Annotated in this window: 19 protein-coding genes, 1 tRNA gene and 1 other RNA gene; 19 read left to right on the forward strand and 2 right to left on the reverse strand. The window is 41.5% G+C overall.

Features of this window, described 5'->3' with window-relative positions; all coding sequences use genetic code 11:
* The first annotated feature begins 21 nt into the window (after positions 1-21).
* The 5 genes from PCY07_RS03775 to whiA all read left to right on the forward strand — a co-directional run bounded on the left by PCY07_RS03775 (position 22) and on the right by whiA (position 3444).
* Entirely contained in the window at positions 22-186 is a 165-nt protein-coding gene (locus tag PCY07_RS03775) for a hypothetical protein (protein WP_003006512.1), read from the forward strand.
* Positions 187-204: 18 nt separating this feature from the next.
* Positions 205-588, forward strand: a complete 384-nt coding sequence (locus PCY07_RS03780) for a RidA family protein (RefSeq protein WP_003006514.1) — start codon at positions 205-207, stop codon at positions 586-588.
* 77 nt (positions 589-665) lie between these two features.
* Positions 666-1556: an RNase adapter RapZ gene (rapZ, locus tag PCY07_RS03785; protein ID WP_003017793.1), complete on the forward strand. Its 891-nt coding sequence runs from the start codon at positions 666-668 to the stop codon at positions 1554-1556.
* On the forward strand, positions 1553-2530 hold the full coding sequence (locus PCY07_RS03790; RefSeq protein WP_003017791.1) for a YvcK family protein: 978 nt from the start codon (positions 1553-1555) through the stop codon (positions 2528-2530). The genes rapZ and PCY07_RS03790 overlap by 4 nt, the downstream gene beginning before the upstream one ends.
* Positions 2527-3444, forward strand: coding sequence for a DNA-binding protein WhiA (whiA, locus tag PCY07_RS03795; RefSeq protein ID WP_049518483.1), 918 nt, complete (start codon positions 2527-2529; stop codon positions 3442-3444). Before PCY07_RS03790 ends, whiA begins: the two co-directional genes overlap by 4 nt.
* Before the next feature lie 290 nt (positions 3445-3734).
* Here whiA and PCY07_RS03800 read toward each other — a convergent pair whose 3' ends face one another.
* Entirely contained in the window at positions 3735-4703 is a 969-nt protein-coding gene (locus tag PCY07_RS03800; RefSeq protein WP_301355327.1) for an NAD(P)/FAD-dependent oxidoreductase, read from the reverse strand.
* A gap of 180 nt (positions 4704-4883) precedes the next feature.
* On the opposite strand from PCY07_RS03800, the gene rpsU reads away from it, so the two are divergent.
* Positions 4884-5060, forward strand: a complete 177-nt coding sequence (rpsU, locus tag PCY07_RS03805) for a 30S ribosomal protein S21 (protein ID WP_000048054.1) — start codon at positions 4884-4886, stop codon at positions 5058-5060.
* A gap of 98 nt (positions 5061-5158) precedes the next feature.
* Here the strand turns inward: rpsU and mscL are convergent, their stop codons facing one another.
* A complete protein-coding gene (mscL, locus tag PCY07_RS03810) occupies positions 5159-5539 on the reverse strand; it encodes a large conductance mechanosensitive channel protein MscL (RefSeq protein WP_041826269.1) in 381 nt (126 codons plus the stop codon).
* 214 nt (positions 5540-5753) lie between these two features.
* Here mscL and dnaG point away from each other — a divergent pair, with 214 nt between their 5' ends.
* The 13 genes from dnaG (at position 5754) to PCY07_RS03875 (ending at position 19261) form a co-directional block, all read left to right on the forward strand.
* Positions 5754-7532: a DNA primase gene (dnaG, locus tag PCY07_RS03815; RefSeq protein WP_049506669.1), complete on the forward strand. Its 1779-nt coding sequence runs from the start codon at positions 5754-5756 to the stop codon at positions 7530-7532.
* Between the two features lie 2 nt (positions 7533-7534).
* The gene (gene rpoD / locus PCY07_RS03820; RefSeq protein WP_003003251.1) at positions 7535-8644 is read left to right on the forward strand and encodes an RNA polymerase sigma factor RpoD; all 1110 of its coding nucleotides are present in this window, start codon (positions 7535-7537) and stop codon (positions 8642-8644) included.
* A gap of 73 nt (positions 8645-8717) precedes the next feature.
* Positions 8718-9047, forward strand: coding sequence for a metal-sulfur cluster assembly factor (locus tag PCY07_RS03825; protein WP_004220168.1), 330 nt, complete (start codon positions 8718-8720; stop codon positions 9045-9047).
* A gap of 171 nt (positions 9048-9218) precedes the next feature.
* The gene (locus tag PCY07_RS03830; protein ID WP_024054676.1) at positions 9219-9926 is read left to right on the forward strand and encodes an ABC transporter ATP-binding protein; all 708 of its coding nucleotides are present in this window, start codon (positions 9219-9221) and stop codon (positions 9924-9926) included.
* A 9-nt stretch (positions 9927-9935) separates the two neighbouring features.
* Complete coding sequence (locus PCY07_RS03835) at positions 9936-10730, forward strand: hypothetical protein (protein WP_049506670.1); 795 nt, start codon at positions 9936-9938, stop codon at positions 10728-10730.
* A 103-nt stretch (positions 10731-10833) separates the two neighbouring features.
* Positions 10834-11182, forward strand: a transfer-messenger RNA (tmRNA) gene (gene ssrA, locus PCY07_RS03840).
* Between the two features lie 10 nt (positions 11183-11192).
* Positions 11193-11280, forward strand: a tRNA-Ser gene (locus tag PCY07_RS03845).
* 95 nt (positions 11281-11375) lie between these two features.
* Positions 11376-14477: a DNA polymerase III subunit alpha gene (locus PCY07_RS03850; protein ID WP_301355403.1), complete on the forward strand. Its 3102-nt coding sequence runs from the start codon at positions 11376-11378 to the stop codon at positions 14475-14477.
* Between the two features lie 84 nt (positions 14478-14561).
* A complete protein-coding gene (pfkA, locus tag PCY07_RS03855; RefSeq protein WP_049486313.1) occupies positions 14562-15575 on the forward strand; it encodes a 6-phosphofructokinase in 1014 nt (337 codons plus the stop codon).
* A gap of 69 nt (positions 15576-15644) precedes the next feature.
* Entirely contained in the window at positions 15645-17150 is a 1506-nt protein-coding gene (gene pyk / locus PCY07_RS03860; RefSeq protein WP_301355331.1) for a pyruvate kinase, read from the forward strand.
* Between the two features lie 165 nt (positions 17151-17315).
* Positions 17316-17876, forward strand: a complete 561-nt coding sequence (gene lepB / locus PCY07_RS03865; RefSeq protein WP_301355332.1) for a signal peptidase I — start codon at positions 17316-17318, stop codon at positions 17874-17876.
* A gap of 101 nt (positions 17877-17977) precedes the next feature.
* Positions 17978-18619, forward strand: coding sequence for an amino acid ABC transporter permease (locus PCY07_RS03870; protein ID WP_301355333.1), 642 nt, complete (start codon positions 17978-17980; stop codon positions 18617-18619).
* A gap of 12 nt (positions 18620-18631) precedes the next feature.
* On the forward strand, positions 18632-19261 hold the full coding sequence (locus PCY07_RS03875; protein WP_301355335.1) for an amino acid ABC transporter ATP-binding protein: 630 nt from the start codon (positions 18632-18634) through the stop codon (positions 19259-19261).

The raw sequence follows: 19261 nt of genomic DNA on the forward strand, positions 1-19261 counted from the left end.
ATAAGAAGTGAGGCTTTTTCAGTGGGAGATAAACCAATATCTTTTCGAGATGAAAATGGAAATTTTGTTTCAGCAGCCGATGTTTGGAATGCTGAAAAACTAGAAGAACTCTTTAATACGCTAAATCCTAAGCGCAAATTGCGTTTACAAAGGGAAAAATTAGCAAAAGAAAACCAGCAGAAGTAAATAGACTTGGAGAATACTATGGCAAAAACAATTCATACAGATAAAGCACCCGCAGCAATTGGACCTTATGTTCAAGGGAAAATCGTAGGGAATCTTCTCTTTGCAAGTGGACAAGTTCCCTTGTCACCTGAAACAGGCGAAATCATTGGCGAAACCATCCAAGAACAAACAGAGCAAGTCTTAAAGAACATTGGGGCTATTTTGGAAGAGGCTGGTACAGACTTTGACCACGTGGTGAAAACCACTTGTTTCTTAAGTGATATGAATGACTTTGTACCTTTTAATGAGGTCTATAAAACAGTCTTTACTACAGAGTTTCCAGCTCGATCTGCTGTTGAAGTAGCACGCCTGCCACGTGATGTGAAGGTTGAAATTGAAGTTATTGCGGAAATCAAAGCCTAATAACCATTCAAAGACAAAAAGACAGAGTGGAGAGCAGGAAACTGTAGGCCACTCTGTTTTATTTATGGGAGGAGAAAATGACAGAAAGTAAGATTCAACTGGTCATGGTAACAGGGATGAGCGGTGCTGGAAAGACCGTCGCCATCCAATCGTTTGAGGATTTGGGTTACTTTACCATCGATAATATGCCACCGGCGCTCTTGCTGAAATTTATTGAGCTCATGCGCCACAGTCCCGATAACAATAAATTAGCCGTTGTTGTGGACATGCGGAGCCGTTCTTTTTTCAATGAAATTCGCACCATTTTGGATGAATTGGACAATCAAGAAGACCTCGATTTCAAGGTCTTGTTCTTGGATGCCACTGATAGTGAGTTGGTAGCACGATACAAGGAAACCCGTCGTAGCCATCCATTAGCGGCAGATGGCCGTGTCTTAGATGGGATTACCCTAGAGCGCGAACTCTTGTCCCCTTTAAAAAATATCAGTCAAAATGTAGTGGATACGACTGAGTTGACACCTCGTAATCTGAGAAAAACCATTGCAGAACAATTTGCCAGTCAAGACAATCAGCCAGATTTTCGGGTTGAGGTCATGTCATTTGGGTTTAAATATGGCCTTCCGATCGATGCTGACCTTGTCTTTGACGTGCGTTTCCTTCCAAATCCCTACTACAAATTGGAACTTCGGAATTTAACCGGTCAAGATCCAGCAGTCTATGATTATGTCATGGATCACCCTGAATCAGAGGAGTTTTACAGTCATCTTCATGACTTGATCGCTCCTATTTTACCGTCCTATAAACGGGAGGGTAAATCCGTTCTCACCATCGCTATGGGCTGTACCGGTGGGCAACACCGTTCAGTAGCCTTTGCAGAGCGCTTAGCGCATGATTTAGAAAAAAATTGGCAGGTCAATTGCAGTCATAGAGACAAGGACAGACGGAAAGAAACGGTGAATCGCTCATGAGAAAACCTAAAGTAACCGTTATTGGAGGAGGAACAGGGATTTCTGTTATTCTCGATAGTCTGAGAAAGAAACCGGTCGATATCACTGCCATTGTTACAGTTGCAGATGATGGTGGGAGTTCAGGTGAATTGCGGAAGAACATCCAAAAATTGACACCACCTGGGGATCTTCGAAATGTGCTGGTTGCCATGTCAGATATGCCTCGTTTTTATGAGAAGGTCTTTCAATACCGCTTTGCAGACGATGATGGACCTTTGGCTGGACACCCTTTGGGAAACTTGATCATTGCAGGGATTTCGGAGATGCAAGGCTCGACCTATAATGCCATGCAGTTGTTAACCAAATTCTTTCATACGACCGGAAAGATCTATCCTTCCAGTGATAGTCCCTTGACCCTTCATGCCGTCTTTCAAGATGGAAAAGAAGTGGTAGGAGAAAGCCACATTGCCAACTACACCGGCATGATTGATCATGTCTATGTGACCAATACCTTCGATCAAGAGCGGCCAAAGGCTAGTAAGAAAGTGGTGGAAGCTATTCTTGAAAGTGATATGGTCGTCTTAGGTCCTGGTTCGCTCTTTACCTCGATCCTTCCAAATTTGATGATCGATGAAATTGGGAAAGCCATCCTTGAAACCAAGGCTCAGGTAGCCTATGTTTGTAACATCATGACCCAAAGAGGAGAAACCGAGCATTTCACAGACAGTGACCACGTTGCCGTTCTCCATAAACATTTGGGAGAGAAGTTCATCGATACCGTCCTTGTCAATATCAATCAGGTTCCCGCAGCTTACATGAACAGTAACAAATTTGATGAATACTTGGTGCAGGTAGAGCACGATTTCAAGGGGCTGCACTCGCAAGTTCCCCAAGTGATTTCTTCTGATTTCTTGAAGTTGGTCAATGGAGGAGCCTTTCATGATGGCGAAAAAGTGGTCGAAGAGCTGATGCAGATCGTGCAGGTGAGAAAATGAGTTTTACGGTTCGTGTAAAAGAAGAATTATTGTCTCTCAAGCGATTTGAAAAGAGTGAATTGGCTGCCATTATCAAGATGTCTGGAAGTCTTGGGATTTCAATGGGGGGCTTGACGCTCTCGGTGACGACAGAAAATGCCAAGATTGCCCGCCATATCTATGAATTGTTGCATCATTTCTATGAGGCCAAATCGGATATTCGCCACCACCAAAAAACCAATTTGAAAAAAAATCGTGTCTATACAGTATTCTTGGATGAAAAGGTGGAAGAGATTCTGGCTGACTTACATTTGGCAGATGCCTTCTTTGGGATTGAGACAGGTATTGATGCTAGTGTTTTAGAAGATGAAGCAGCTAGTCGTGCTTATCTTCGGGGGGCATTTCTGTCGAGTGGTTCCATCAAGGATCCTGAAAAAGGGAAGTACCAGCTGGAAATTCATTCTGTTTATACAGACCACGCGGAAGGAATTGCCCTTCTCATGCAAGGATTTTTACTAGATGCAAAAACCATCGAGCGGAAAAAAGGAGTGGTGACCTATCTGCAACGAGCGGAAGATATTATTGATTTTCTCATTGTAGTAGAGGCCATGCAAGCCATGCAGGAATTTGAGTCTATCAAGGTCATGAGAGAGACGCGCAATGACCTCAATCGGGCCAATAATGCCGAGATGGCCAACATTCAGCGGACAGTCACAGCTAGCATGAAAACCATTAATAATATTAGTAAAATTGTGGATACGGTCGGTCTAGGAAGCTTACCAAGTGACCTGCAAGAAGTTGCCTATATCCGGATGAACCATCCAGATTATTCCATCCAGCAGATCGCTGATAGTTTGCAAAAACCTATTTCAAAAAGCGGTGTCAATCACCGCTTGCGTAAGATCAATAAGATCGCAGACGATTTAGACAAATAAAAAAGGCCAAAGGCCTTTCATAATGAGGATAAAGTCTTTTTAAAAACTTTCCTTAGGTGAGTACGGACGTCAGCGAACTTCATAGAAGTTCCATGACTTAGTTTTGAGCCTAATGTCTCAAAACTCCCGAGTGCCTGAAACGTAATGTTTCAGGCACTTTTCTCACAGCGGAAAGTTTTTGTATTTTCTTGATTCATACTAAAAATAGGAACTCATTTTTACTTCTTTGCAGAATCGATTAACTTAAAATAGTTTGACTTCAATTTAAAAAAGGCCAAAGGCCTTTTTTATTATAAACTGGTTGAATGCGTTGGTTGGACTTTCTTATCTGGATAGATATAGTTGATGGCATTGTTTACGGCTGTTGGAGCTTCCCCCAGACCTGTAGCGATGAGATCAATCTTTCCTTCGTAGAAGCAGCAGTCTCCACAGGCATAAATTCCAGGAAGGCTGGTTTCTTGTTTTTGGTTCACCTTGATTTTATGGCGTTGCAATTCTACACCCCATTCTTTCAAGTTTCCGATTGAAGATTTAAAGCCATAGTTGACAAATAAGTGATCAATCGGGAGGAGTTCAGTTTTATCGGATTTAACTTTTGTGATTTCAAGGTGTGTGGCATGACCATTTTCTCCAATCAAGCGACTAGGAACAAATGGTGTTTTGATGTTGACAGAAGATTGTTTGAGTTCTTCTACACTATGTTCCAAGGCGCGGAAGTTGTCCCGACGGTGAATGATTGTAGTTGAAGCAATCTTGTCAAAAGCAAGAGCCCAGTCCACAGCAGAGTCCCCACCACCAAGGACGGTCACCTGCTGTCCTTCATATTGCTGGATGTTTGAAACATGGTAGTGGACGTTATCAAAGTCTTCAGCTCCCTCAATGTCAAGGGCACGTGGTTTAAAGGAACCGCCACCCATAGCAATGATGACTGCTTTAGACTGATGTACTTGGCGAGAAGTAGTGATAGTGAAGAGGTCACCTTCTTTTTGAATTTTTTCTACAGTTTCATTGAGGAAGATTGGTGTATCAAATCGTTTGACTTGCTCGATCAAGCGATTGCTCAATTCTTCACCAGTTAAATTAGTAAATCCAGGTACATCGAGGATATTTTTTTCTGGATAGAGAATGGCTGGTTGCCCTCCAAGTTGAGGTAAGGAATCAATCAGTTTGACTTTAACTTGGCGCATATTGCCATAAAAAGCAGCAAACAGACCAACTGGTCCGCCCCCAACAATCGTAATATCATAAATTTCTGACATGGTATCTCCTTCAGGGTTTTCTTTGTTTCCATTGTATCATAAAATAGGAGGAATGAAAAAGTCGGAAAAAAGGAAATGGAATGAAGGTTAAGAAGACTAGAAAAATTTCAAAATATCTTGACAGGATCTTTCAAGTATGATAAAATAATTAAGATTTTAGGCTTGAAGGGAGTGAAAAATATGTCAAAAACAGTAGTACGTAAGAATGAATCTCTTGACGATGCTCTTCGTCGTTTCAAACGTGCGGTTACTAAAGCTGGTACTCTTCAAGAAACACGCAAACGTGAATTCTATGAAAAACCTTCTGTAAAACGTAAACGTAAATCAGAAGCAGCTCGTAAACGTAAAAAATTCTAATTGAATACAGGAACAGACTTCGGTCTGTTTTTTGTTTCTCTTAAACAAGAAAGACAAAAAAGCCGACCTTCTACTTAGAAGATCGGATCTTTTAATGATTATTTGTTAGCAAGCAAGTCGCGGATTTCTGCAAGCAACTCTTCTTGAGTTGGAGCAGGAGCTTCTTCTTCGACAGCTTCTTCTTTTTTTCCAAAGTTTTGAGCTTTTTCAGCAGCTTTAACAACGAAGAAAAGTACTGTACCGATAACAAGGAAGTTGATCACAGCGCTCAAGAAGCTACCGTATGCAACACCGTTCCATGACAATTGTGCAATATTTTGAACACGAGCAGCTTTCAAAGCAGGGTTCAAAATAAGTGGTGTAATGATATCGTTAACGAGTGATGTTACGATAGCTCCAAAAGCAGCTCCAATGATAACTGCGACAGCAAGATCAACAACGTTTCCACGAAGGAGGAAGGCTTTTAATTCTTTCAACATAACGTTTATATGTCCTTTCATAATAATTTTATACTAAGTTAGTATAACGGAAAAAAATTTGACTGACAAGAAATATGCCTAATTTTTTTAAATTAGTGATAAAGGTTGAAAATCTTTTCTTTTCTGTGTGAAATAGGTAGGAAAAAATTTACTTTTACTAACTTTTAGTATAAAATATAAAGTGATAATCTATGGTAAAATGGAGGCACTGTTTATGGTTGATAAAGAGCTCATTGCAGAAATTAAAAACAGTGTAAACATTGTTGAAGTCATTGGAGAAGTTGTTTCCTTGACCAAGGCTGGCCGTAACTTTTTAGGCCTATGTCCTTTTCATGGTGAAAAGACTCCTTCCTTTAATGTCGTTGAAGACAAGCAGTTTTACCATTGTTTCGGATGTGGTCGCTCTGGAGATGTTTTTAAGTTTATTGAAGACTACCGTGGAGTCGCCTTTATGGATGCGGTCCAGATCGTAGCAGACAAGGCTGGCATTGCGCTTCAGTACCAGGCAAGGCCGGCCCAACCAGCGTCTGTCAATCCAAACCAAGAACTTTATGAGATTCATCAGGAAGCTAGTAAGTTTTATCAGGCGATTTTGATGACGACCAAGATGGGGGAAGAAGCGCGAAACTATCTGCATGAACGGGGTCTGACGGATGAGGTGATCCGACATTTTCAATTGGGCTTAGCACCTGCAGAAGGAAATTATCTCTATCGAAATCTCTCTGAGAAATTCTCTGAGAAAGTCATTACCGATTCAGGTTTGTTTACAATCTCAGATGCTGGAACGGTTTTTGATGCCTTTCAGGATCGGATCATGTTTCCCCTGACGGATGATAGTGGACGGGTCATTGCCTTTTCTGGTAGGCTGTGGAAAATGACGGAGGATGGTAGTCATCAAGCCAAGTACAAGAATAGTCGTAGTACCCGTCTATTTAATAAAAGTTATGAACTCTATCATTTGGATCAAGCCAAAACGAGCGCCAAAAAGAAACATGAAATGTATATCATGGAAGGCTTTATGGATGTCATTGCAGCTTATCGAGCTGGGATAGAAAATGCAGTCGCCTCTATGGGGACAGCCTTGACACCAGAGCATGTCCAGCACCTGTCTCATTTTACTAAAAAGGTCATCTTGACCTATGATGGAGATAAGGCAGGGCTTGAAGCAACAGCTAAGGCCTTGGATGTCTTGCAGGATCTGGAGTTGGAGATCGTCCGTATCCCAGATCAGATGGACCCTGATGAGTACCTCAAAAAGACGTCCCCAGAAGATCTAGCTACCCTCTTGAAGAATTCTCGGATCAGTAAGGTTGAATTCTTGATGCACTACTGGAAACCCCAGTATATTGAGAACTTGCAAGCGCAAATTGAGTTTGTCGAAAAGTTGGCACCGATGATCGCTCAGACGCGTTCTATTACAGCGCAAAACACCTATATTTATAAGTTGGCCGATTTATTGCCGGACTTTGATTACTTGCAGATTGAGCAGATTGTCAATAATAGTCGCTTGCATCAACGGCAAGAAGCGCAAGAAGGTGGACGATCAAAAACGTCGAATTTTTCAGTGGAGCTCCTGCCGAATCGTGGGATGACGCGCTTGATCAAGGCGGAAAATCATTTATTAAGTAGGATGAAGGATTTTCCAATGGTCCTCAATGATTACCGTTTGCGACCTGATTTTACCTTCGACACGCCGGAGTTACAGATCTTGTATCAATTGCTCTGTCAAAATGGAGAAGTCACCTCTCAGGATCTATCCGAGCAGCCTGAAGGGGTCCAGCACGCCTGGTACCGCATGTTAGAAGAAGATTTACCAGATGAGATAGCAGATGGTGAGTTAGAAGAAGTAGAAGCGACACGGAATCGTGAGCTTCTTCGCAAAGAAAGTCAACAAATTGGAAATAAAGTGAAGGAAGCTTCCTCAATAGGGGATGCGGAAAAGGCTTTATTGGAACTCGAGCGTTTAATCGCTCAAAAAAGAAGAATGGAGTAAGAATGGCTAAAGAACAAAAAGATATTACAACATTGGACGTTCAAATTGCAGAATTTATTCGTAGCCACAAGAAAAGCGGAACTGCAACAGATGATGAAATTAATGACCAATTGGTTATTCCATTCACGCTAGATGCAGATGGGATTGAAGATCTTTTGCAACGCATTCAAGATGCAGGGATTTCGATCACTGATAAAGACGGCAACCCAAGTGCGCGTGTGTTGAACAATGAGGAAGAGCCAGAGTTGTCAGATGAGGAATTGCTTGGAAGCAACTCTGCTAAGGTCAATGACCCGGTACGGATGTACTTGAAAGAAATTGGGGTTGTTCCTCTTTTGACCAATGAAGAAGAACAAGAATTGGCTATCTTGGTGGAACAAGGTGACTTGGAAGCTAAGCAACGTCTAGCAGAAGCCAACCTTCGTTTGGTTGTATCCATTGCGAAACGTTACGTTGGTCGTGGGATGCAATTTTTGGATTTGATCCAAGAAGGAAACATGGGCTTGATGAAGGCGGTTGATAAGTTTGACTATACCAAAGGGTTCAAGTTCTCTACTTATGCTACTTGGTGGATCCGTCAGGCCATCACTCGTGCCATTGCAGACCAAGCGCGTACCATTCGGATTCCTGTTCACATGGTGGAAACCATTAACAAGTTGGTTCGTGAGCAACGCAATCTCTTGCAAGAATTGGGACAAGATCCAACACCTGAACAAATCGCTGAACGTATGGATATGACACCAGACAAGGTGCGTGAAATCTTGAAGATTGCTCAAGAGCCTGTTTCTCTTGAAACTCCAATCGGAGAAGAAGACGATAGCCATTTGGGAGATTTCATCGAAGACGAAGTGATTGAAAATCCAGTAGACTACACCACTCGTGTGGTTCTACGTGAACAATTGGATGAAGTCCTCGATACCCTGACAGACCGGGAAGAAAATGTTTTGCGTCTTCGTTTTGGTCTGGATGATGGAAAAATGCGGACCTTGGAAGATGTGGGGAAAGTCTTCAATGTGACCCGTGAACGGATCCGTCAGATCGAAGCCAAAGCCCTCCGCAAACTCCGCCACCCAAGCAGAAGCAAACCATTGCGTGACTTTATAGAGGATTAAAAATGTCCAGTGGACATTTTTAACCCGAGCCAAGAAATTCTATCGAGAGTAAATAGCAGAAAAAGGAAGTCATATGGCATATACAACTGAGCAAATTGAAGAAATTAAAAATAAAATTTTAAATGCTTTGGAAGAGGTAATCGATCCTGAGCTTGGGATTGATATTGTCAATTTAGGTCTTGTCTACGAGATCCATTTTGACGGTGAAACTGGAGCAACCATCATTGATATGACTCTAACGACCATGGGATGTCCATTAGCGGACCTTCTGACAGATCAGATTCATGATGTTTTAGCAGAAGTAGAAGAAGTGACATCTGTGGATGTGAAGTTGGTCTGGTACCCTGCTTGGACGGTTGAAAAGATGAGCCGTTATGCACGGATCGCACTTGGAATTAGTTAAACATTCTATGCATCAAAATAAATCAGAGGTTGGGGTTTCCCTAACCTCTGATTTATTTATCCCTATTTTTTTGAACAAGTATTTACAAATTCTTAGCAAATTTTCAGATAAAGTTGCAATCATCAAGGGGACAGGGTATAATAGCATAAATAGAAAATAAAGGAGATTTACATGAATCAGTATCCTTTGGTCTACTTGGACCATGTGACAAAGAATTATGGGCATGAAGTTGCTCTCATGGATGTTAGTTTGAACATCCAACCTGGCCGTATTATTGGCCTTTTGGGTCCCAATGGTAGTGGGAAAACAACCATCATTAAATTGATTAATGGTTTGTTGCAACCAAGCCTTGGAAATATCTATATTCATGGGCAATTACCATCCCCAGCTTCTAAAAAAGTGGTTTCCTATTTGCCAGATACAACTTATCTGAATGAAAATATGAAAATTATTGATGCTATTAACTATTTCCAAGATTTTTATGCAGATTTTAATGTCCAACGAGCTTACCAATTGCTCAACGATTTGCATTTGCAGCCAAATCAAAAATTGAACAGCCTTTCAAAAGGGAACAAGGAAAAAGTGCAATTGATTTTGGTGATGAGCCGTGAAGCTGACTTGTATGTTCTTGATGAACCAATCGGTGGGGTTGACCCAGCAGCGCGTGATTATATTTTGCGGACCATTATTCAAAACAGACGTCCAAACTCTTCTGTCTTGATTTCTACTCACTTGATTGCGGATATTGAGCAAGTTTTGGATGAGGCCATTTTCATCAACCAAGGAAGAATCCTCTTGCATGAAAATACGACTGTTATGCGCAATCAACACGGAAAATCAATCGATGAGATCTTCCGTGATCAATTCCGTGTTTATTAGGAGGAACCCATGTTTGGTAAATTATTAAAATATGAATTTAAATCGACAGCTAAGTGGTATTTATTGATCACCCTGATCGCACTAGGTTTGTCAGTGATTACAGGTGTTATTGGTGGAAGTGCTACAAACGGTTTTGTGAATATGGAAACCAATAGTATGCAAATCATAACGGGGACTCTTGGGATTCTCATTTTTGGAGGAGTCATTGGTCTTTATCTTAGTAACTACTATATTATTATCCGTCGTTTCTATTCCAACTTATACGGACGCGAAGGTTACTTGACCTGGACCCTTCCAGCTAGCCCGCATGCGATCATTTTATCTAAATTTGTGGGAGCTTTAGTAGCGAGTCTTTACTGCCTATTCCTTCTATTTTTGAGTGGTTTTATCACAATACTTGTGATGGGCGCTGTCATTGGACAAGACCTCTCTCCTGTATTTAGTATTATCGCTGAGGCTTTTAGTCATTCAATTGCTTATTGGATTATCGTTTGGTGGATTTTTACCACAGCTTCAGGGATCTTCCTATTTTATGTATCGATCGCACTTGGCCAACTCTTCCAAAATCGTCGTGGATTGAAGGCTATTCTGTTTTTCTTTCTCTTGTGCCTTGTTTTAAGTATCATCGGTACAGCAGTCAATCCATTAAAAGATTCATATGCTGTTGGGTCTGCATTGGTTTATGGAAATATTGATGAATTTGGACCTAACTTCATCCCAGGTCTTATCTATGAAGTCATCAAGATTGTTTCTATGTACTTCACGATTCACTATATCAGCAAGTACAAGTTGAATCTTCAATAAGAACAGTTAATTGAACAAGGAGCTTCCCGGTGGAAGCCTTCTTGTTCAATTTTTTTCTTTTGCATTTTTGGCTACATTTTGATATACTAATTGTATTCGTTTTGGGGTCGTTACGGATTCGACAGGCATTATGAGGCATATTTTGCAACTCATCTAGCGGATGTAAAACGCCAGTTAAATATAACTGCAAAAAATAATAATTCTTACGCTTTAGCTGCCTAAACACCAGCATGCGTGACCCGATTCGAATCGCTCGTGTTTGATGACAGGTCTTAATTATAGCGAGATACGATCTAGCTTGGTCTAGGAGTTAGATAAGAGATTGATAGACTCGCAGGTACAGGGCTTGAGTTATGTGTCATGTAGCTGTTAAACTAAGACATAACCTATGGTTGTAGACAAATATGCTGGCAGGTGTTTGGACGTGGGTTCGACTCCCACCGGCTCCATATTTTTATTCATGGAAGATTACTCAAGAGGCTTAAGAGGCCGTGTTGGAAACGCGGTAGGCGTGTAAAAGCGTGCGTGGGTTCGAATCCCATGTCTTCCGTTGTTGAGACATCATTGTGTAGCAGTGGTGTTTTTTTGTACAAAAAGGAGTTACCAAAGGAGGCACCAAAATAGACAATGCAGAAAGGAGAAAAAGTGATTATACAGCTAGATACCAAATCAGTCTATACCTTTATGGAAAGTCTTGTGACCATAAAAGACTATGTCCAAGTGGCTAAAAGCATGGGGTATGGCGCATTGGGAATCATGGATGTAGATAATTTGTATGGTGCTTATGAATTTATCGAAGCCTGTCAGGCCCACAATCTCAGCCCCTTGGTCGGTTTAGAAATTGGACTAAAAGTAGACAATGAAACAATTCCGTTTCGGATGATGGCCCTGTCAACGAAAGGCTACCAGAATCTGATGAAGATGTCGACCGTCAAAATGATGGGGAAAAACAATTGGGAAGATGTGAAGCACCTCACAGAAGGAGTAGCGGTCATTGTCCCAGCGCCTTTTGCTAGTGAAGACATACCGCTTGGTCTAGATTACTTCATCGGAGTTTTTGCCGATACGCCGGACCAAGAGTTTAGTCACCCTGTGCTCCCGCTTCATACTGTGCGTTTTTTTGAGGCGGAAGATATGGAAGCCATGCAGATGCTCGCGGCCATCAAGGACAATCAAAGCTTGACAGAAACAGGACAAATTGATCCTAGAACTGTCCTAAAAACTCCTCAGGAGTTACAGAATGATTTTGCTGAGCGATTTCCTCAAGCCCTCACAAATCTTGAAAAACTTGTCCAAGGAATTCGATACGACATTGATACTCAGTTGAAATTGCCTCGCTTCAATCCTCAGAAACCAGCTGTTGCGGAATTGAGAGAATTAGCTCAAGCGGGTCTTCTTCGAAAGAACTTGACTAGTCCGGTCTATCAAGAACGTTTGGAGCATGAATTAGACATTATTCACCAAATGGGCTTTGATGATTATTTCTTGATTGTCTGGGATCTTCTTCGTTTCGGACGAAGTCAGGGATATTATATGGGAATGGGGCGTGGGTCTGCTGTAGGCTCACTGGTAGCTTATGCCCTGGAGATTACAGGGATTGATCCAGTGGAGAAGAACCTTCTGTTTGAGCGCTTTTTAAATGTGGAGCGCTATACCATGCCGGATATTGATATTGATATTCCTGATATCTATCGTCCAGAATTTATCCGTTATGTGAGAGACCGTTATGGGAGTTACCATGCGGCTCAGATCGTGACCTTTTCAACCTTTGGGGCCAAACAAGCCATTCGAGATGTTTTTAAACGTTTTGGGGTACCAGAGTACGAATTAACCTCCATTACCAAGCGGATTGGGTTTAGAGATACGTTGACAACCGCGTATGAACAGAATCTAGCTTTTCGACAAGTGATTCATAGCCGAGCAGAATTTGAACGTGGCTTTGAAATTGCCAAAAGAATTGAGGGCCAACCTAGACAGACCTCGATCCATGCGGCGGGTGTTGTGATGAGTGATCAGGATTTGACGGATCACATTCCTCTCAAGTATGGAGAAGACATGTTTGTCACCCAGTACGATGCTCATGCGGTTGAAGCCAATGGTCTATTGAAGATGGACTTTTTGGGTCTGCGAAACTTAACCTTTGTTCAAAAAATGAAGGAAGCCGTCTATGAAAAGTACCAAGAAGAGATCGTGATTGAAGCCATTGATTTAGAAGATCCAGAAACCTTGGCCTTATTTGCTGCTGGGGATACCAAGGGGATTTTCCAATTTGAACAGGCTGGAGCCATTCGCCTTTTGAGACGTGTGAGACCCAATCATTTCGAAGAAGTGGTAGCGACCACTTCTCTCAATCGTCCAGGAGCTAGTGATTACATTGATAATTTTGTTAAAAGAAAGCACGGCCAAGAAAAAGTTGACATTCTGGATCCAGCTATTGAAGAAATCTTACGGCCCACTTATGGGATCATGCTCTACCAAGAGCAGGTCATGCAGGTTGCCCAGCGTTTTGCAGGCTTTAGCCTAGGGAAAGCCGATATCTTACGTCGGGCCATGGGCAAAAAAAATGCGACTGAAATGCACAAGATGGAAGACGATTTTGTCACAGGTGCTCTTAAACTTGGGCATACGGAAGAAAAAGCTAAAGAGGTCTTTGCGATCATGGAAAAATTCGCAGGCTATGGGTTTAACCGTTCCCATGCCTATGCCTATTCTGCCTTGGCCTTTCAGATGGCCTATTTCAAGGTCCATTATCCAGATGTTTTCTTTGATGTCATGCTCAATTATTCGAGCAGCGATTATCTGACAGATGCTCTCCAGTTTGATTTTAAAGTCGCACCATTATCCATCAATACCATCCCTTACAGAGATAAGTTCCAGGATCGAAAAATCTACTTGGGCATGAAAAATATCAAGGGACTCCCGAGAGATTTAGCGTATTGGATCATTGATAATCGTCCCTTTGAAAGTGTCGAAGATTTTATTTTACGCCTCCCCAATCAGTATCATAAATTACCTCTGTTAACACCTTTAGTGGAGCTTGGATTGTTTGATATTTTTGAAAAAAATAGGCGCAAGGTGCTTCACAATTTGCCGAATTTGTTTGTCTTTGCTGATGAGCTAGGCAGTTTGTTTGCGGATTCTAACTATTCCTGGACAGAAGCGGAGGACTTTAGCCAGGCTGAAAAATATGAGAAGGAAGAGGCCATTATTGGCGTCGGGCTCAGTACTCACCCATTGGTTGCGATTGGGCAAATGAGTCCCTATGAGATCCAACCAATTTCTCAATTAGTTCAAGGAGAGCAGGCACGCATTCTCATTGAGGTACAAAACATTCGAACCATTCGAACCAAGTCAGGTGATCTCATGGCTTTCTTACAAGTCAGTGATACCAAGAAAAAATTGGATGTGACCCTTTTCCCTGAAACCTACAATCGATTTTCCTCCTTGATAAAAGAAGGTGGCTTTTATTACTTGACAGGGAAGATACAAGAGCGTGATGGGCGCTTGCAGATGATTCTAGCAGAGGCACAACTAGCGACCAATGAAAAATTCTGGATCCAGTTGCTCGATCATCGTCAGGATAAAACGATTCTTTCTATCTTGAAAAAATATCCGGGCCCATATCCTGTGATATTACGCTATGAAGACGAGAAAAAAACTCTTCAATTGAAGGGCTATACCGTCCAGAAAAACAAAGAATTGGAAGATGAATTAAAGAATCTCGTTATGAAAACGATTTATCGGTAAAAACTGCGAAAAATACGAGAATTTTAGTCTTCTTTGTGTTATAATTACGTAGAATGTAAAAGAAAAAAAGGAGCAAACAACGAAATGAAACGTATTGCTGTTTTAACTAGTGGTGGAGATGCCCCTGGTATGAATGCTGCCATCCGTGCAGTTGTTCGTCAAGCAATTTCAGAAGGAATGGAAGTTTTCGGTATCTATGATGGATATGCGGGAATGGTTGCTGGTAAAATTCAGCCCCTTGACGCCTCATCTGTTGGAGATATTATTTCCCGTGGTGGTACCTTCCTTCATTCAGCTCGTTACCCTGAATTCGCACAACGCGAAGGTCAATTAAAAGGGATCGAGCAATTGAAGAAACACGGGATCGAAGGTGTTGTCGTTATTGGTGGAGATGGTTCTTACCATGGTGCGATGCGCTTGACTGAGCTTGGATTCCCAGCTGTGGGTCTTCCTGGTACGATCGACAACGATATCGTCGGAACTGACTTTACAATTGGTTTTGATACGGCAGTCACAACTGCAATGGACGCGATCGATAAGATCCGTGATACTTCATCTAGTCACCACCGTACTTTCGTAATTGAAGTTATGGGACGTAATGCTGGAGATATCGCTCTTTGGGCAGGGATTGCATCTGGTGCAGATGAAATCATCATCCCTGAAGAAGGATTCAAGATCGAAGAAGTTGTTGAGAGCATCAAAGAAGGTTACGCAAAAGGTCGTACCCACAACATCATTATCTTGGCTGAAGGCGTGATGTCTGCAGATGAATTTGGTAAAGCGTTGAAAGAAGCTGGTGATGAAAGTGACCTTCGTGTGACTGAGCTTGGTCACATCCAACGTGGTGGTTCACCGACTGCGCGTGACCGTGTTCTTGCTTCACGTATGGGAGCACACGCTGTTAAATTGTTGAAACAAGGAATCGGTGGTGTAGCCGTTGGTATCCGTAATGAAAAAATGGTGGAAAACCCAATCCTTGGTAAAGCAGAAGAAGGAGCCCTCTTTAGCTTGACAGAAGATGGTAAGATTGTGGTAAACAATCCACATAAAGCTGATCTTGGTCTTGCCGAGTTGAACCGTAGCTTGTCTTCAATTTAATTTTATTTCATAAATTCGTTAACCTTGTCTTAAAAAGACAGATATATTTAAAAAGGAGTCATATATATCATGAACAAACGTGTAAAAATCGTTGCAACTTTGGGTCCTGCGGTAGAAATCCGTGGTGGTAAAAAATTTGGTGAAGATGGATACTGGGCTGAAAAACTGGATGTTGAAGCTTCAGCACAAAACATTGCTAAATTGATCGAAGCTGGCGCTAACACTTTCCGTTTCAACTTCTCACACGGTGACCACCAAGAACAAGGTGAACGTATGGCGACTGTTAAACGTGCAGAAGAAATCGCTGGTAAAAAAGTTGGTTTCCTTCTTGATACTAAAGGTCCAGAAATCCGTACTGAATTGTTCGAAGGCGAAGCTAAAGAGTACTCATACAAAACTGGTGAACGTATTCGCGTTGCTACAAAACAAGGCATCAAATCAACTCGTGACGTTATCGCATTGAACGTTGCTGGTGCGCTTGACATCTTTGATGACGTTGAAGTTGGACACCAAGTATTGGTTGATGATGGTAAATTGGGTCTTCGCGTTGTAGAAAAAGACCCTGCAAAGCGTGAATTTGTTGTTGAAGTTGAAAACGACGGTATCATTGCTAAACAAAAAGGTGTGAACATCCCTAACACTAAGATTCCTTTCCCAGCACTTGCTGAACGCGATAACGACGATATCCGCTTCGGTTTGGAACAAGGTATCAACTTCATCGCGATCTCATTCGTACGTACTGCAAAAGACGTAAATGAAGTTCGTGCAATTTGTGAAGAAACTGGTAACGGTCACGTTCAATTGTTTGCGAAGATCGAAAACCAACAAGGTATCGATAATTTAGATGAAATCATTGAAGCTGCAGACGGTATTATGATTGCTCGTGGTGACATGGGTATCGAAGTACCATTTGAAATGGTTCCAGTTTACCAAAAAATGATTATCACTAAAGTGAATGCTGCTGGTAAAGTTGTTATCACTGCAACAAACATGCTTGAAACAATGACTGAAAAACCACGTGCAACTCGTTCTGAAGTATCTGACGTTTTCAACGCTGTTATCGATGGTACTGATGCTACAATGCTTTCAGGTGAATCTGCAAACGGTAAATACCCACTTGAGTCAGTTACAACAATGGCTACAATTGACAAGAACGCTCAAACTCTTCTTAAAGAATATGGACGTTTGAACTCAGATTCATTTGAACGTAACTCTAAGACAGAAGTTATGGCTTCAGCTGTTAAAGATGCTACAAACTCAATGGACATCAAATTGGTTGTAACTCTTACTAAGACTGGTCACACAGCACGTTTGATTTCTAAATACCGTCCAAATGCTGATATCTTGGCATTGACATTTGACGAATTGACAGAACGTGGATTGATGTTGAACTGGGGTGTTATCCCAATGTTGACAGAAGCTCCATCATCAACTGATGACATGTTTGAAATTGCTGAACGCAAAGCAGTTGAAGCTGGTCTTGTACAATCTGGTGATGATATCGTTATCGTTGCAGGTGTACCACTTGGTGAAGCAGTTCGTACAAACACAATGCGTATCCGTACAGTACGTTAATAGACAGTTTGATCTTAAAGCCTTGCTGGTTGGTCCGAAAGGATCGGCCGCGAGGTTTTTCTTTTTCTTCTGTAGTGTGTTGATAAGAATTCTCACTAATGCTTACTTTCTCTTTTTTAAAGATCAAAAACATGGTATAATAAATAAAAAGGAAGGGAGACATACATGCCAAGGAGAGATTTAATTAGAAATGTCATCATTGTTGGTGTACTGGTTTTGGCACTGATTTTGCTTCGAATTTTTGTATTTCATCCATTTAGTATCAATGATAAAATGGCCAATGCTTCTGTGAAAACTGGAGATCTTGTGGTAGCGACTAGAAATGCTCAGGTAGATCGCAGTGATTTGGTCTTATACAAGGTCGGTGGAAAAGAATACCTTGGACGTGTCATTGCCAAAGAAAACGACGAAGTCAGCTACGTAGATGACGTCCTCTATTTGAATGGACAGGCAACACCAGAACCTTACCTAAATAAAATACTGAATAAACACTTGGCGGCTCCAACGAGTAATGGGTATTATACGGATGATTTCTTCTTATCAGAGTTAAAGGGAACCAAGGCTGGCCGCGTACCATCGGATACTTACTTGGTTTTAAATGATAACCGTGGGGATACAGAAGATAGTCGGGAATTTGGGTATATCCATAAAAATCAGATCGAAGGAGTCGTGAATCTGCGTCTCTATCCCCTCAATAAATTTGGATTTATAAAAGTAGAAGAATAGCCGAAAGGCTATTTTTTTTTATAAATATCAATATGAACTAGTTTTTTTTTCCATTTTTGTGGTAAGATGTTCATTAAATAATTTTTTAGGAGGAGAATGCTATGCAGTATGCTTTGGAAATTTTACCAAGTTTGTTAAAGGGAGCAAGCCTCACCTTGCAAGTGTTTGCTTTCGTATTGATTTTATCGATTCCACTAGGAATCGTTGTTTCCTTTTTGCTTCAATTGCGCTCAAAGATCCTGCATGGACTCCTAACAATTTATATCTGGATCATGCGAGGAACCCCTCTTTTGCTTCAGTTGATCTTTATTTATTACGTCCTTCCAAGTATTGGGATTCGAATTGATCGGTTGCCTGCAGCTATCATAGCCTTCACTCTCAATTATGCAGCCTATTTTGCAGAAATCATCCGTGGAGGAATTGTCGCCATTCCGACAGGTCAGTATGAGGCGGCCAAGGTCTTAAAATTGAGTTCATGGCAAACAATTCGCTATATCATTTTGCCTCAGGTGGTGAAGATCGTTCTTCCAAGTGTCTTCAATGAAGTCATGTCCTTGATTAAAGATACCTCCTTGGTCTATGCTCTGGGAATTAGTGATTTGATCCTGGCTAGTCGGACGGCAGCCAATCGTGATGCCAGTCTAGCACCCATGTTTTTAGCGGGAGCTATTTATTTAATCCTCATTGGGATCGTGACCATCATTGCCAAGCGAGTTGAAAAGAACTTTTCATATTATAAATAGGAGGAGAAGCATATGTTAGAATTAAAACAAATTTCGAAACGGTTTGGGGATAAGCAGATCTTATCAGATTTCAATCTTCTCGTTCCTGAAAAACAAATCGTCGCCATTGTTGGACCTTCTGGAGGAGGAAAGACCACCTTGCTTCGCATGTTAGCTGGTCTTGAAACCATTGATTCTGGTCAGATCATCTACAATGGTGAAAACTTGCCTCTGGATGCCTTAGAAAAACGAAATCTTCTCGGTTTTGTCTTTCAAGATTTTCAATTATTTCCACATTTATCGGTCATGGAAAACCTTATCTTGTCTCCTGTTAAGACCATGAATGTGACTAAGGAAGAAGCGAGTAAAAAAGCCATGAGTTTACTGGAGCGTTTGGGACTCGAACAACATGCGGATGCTTATCCCTTCTCTCTATCTGGTGGTCAGAAGCAACGGGTGGCATTGGCTCGTGCTATGATGATCGATCCAGAAATTATTGGCTATGATGAGCCGACTTCGGCCTTGGATCCAGAATTGCGATTAGAAGTTGAGAAGCTAATCTTGCAAAACCGTGAACTGGGGATGACTCAGATCGTTGTTACCCATGATATTCCATTTGCAGAAGCAATTGCGGATGTTCTTCTCAAGGTTGAGTCTAAATAG

This window comes from Streptococcus sp. SP1 (genome assembly GCF_030440005.1).
Classification (GTDB): domain Bacteria; phylum Bacillota; class Bacilli; order Lactobacillales; family Streptococcaceae; genus Streptococcus; species Streptococcus parasanguinis.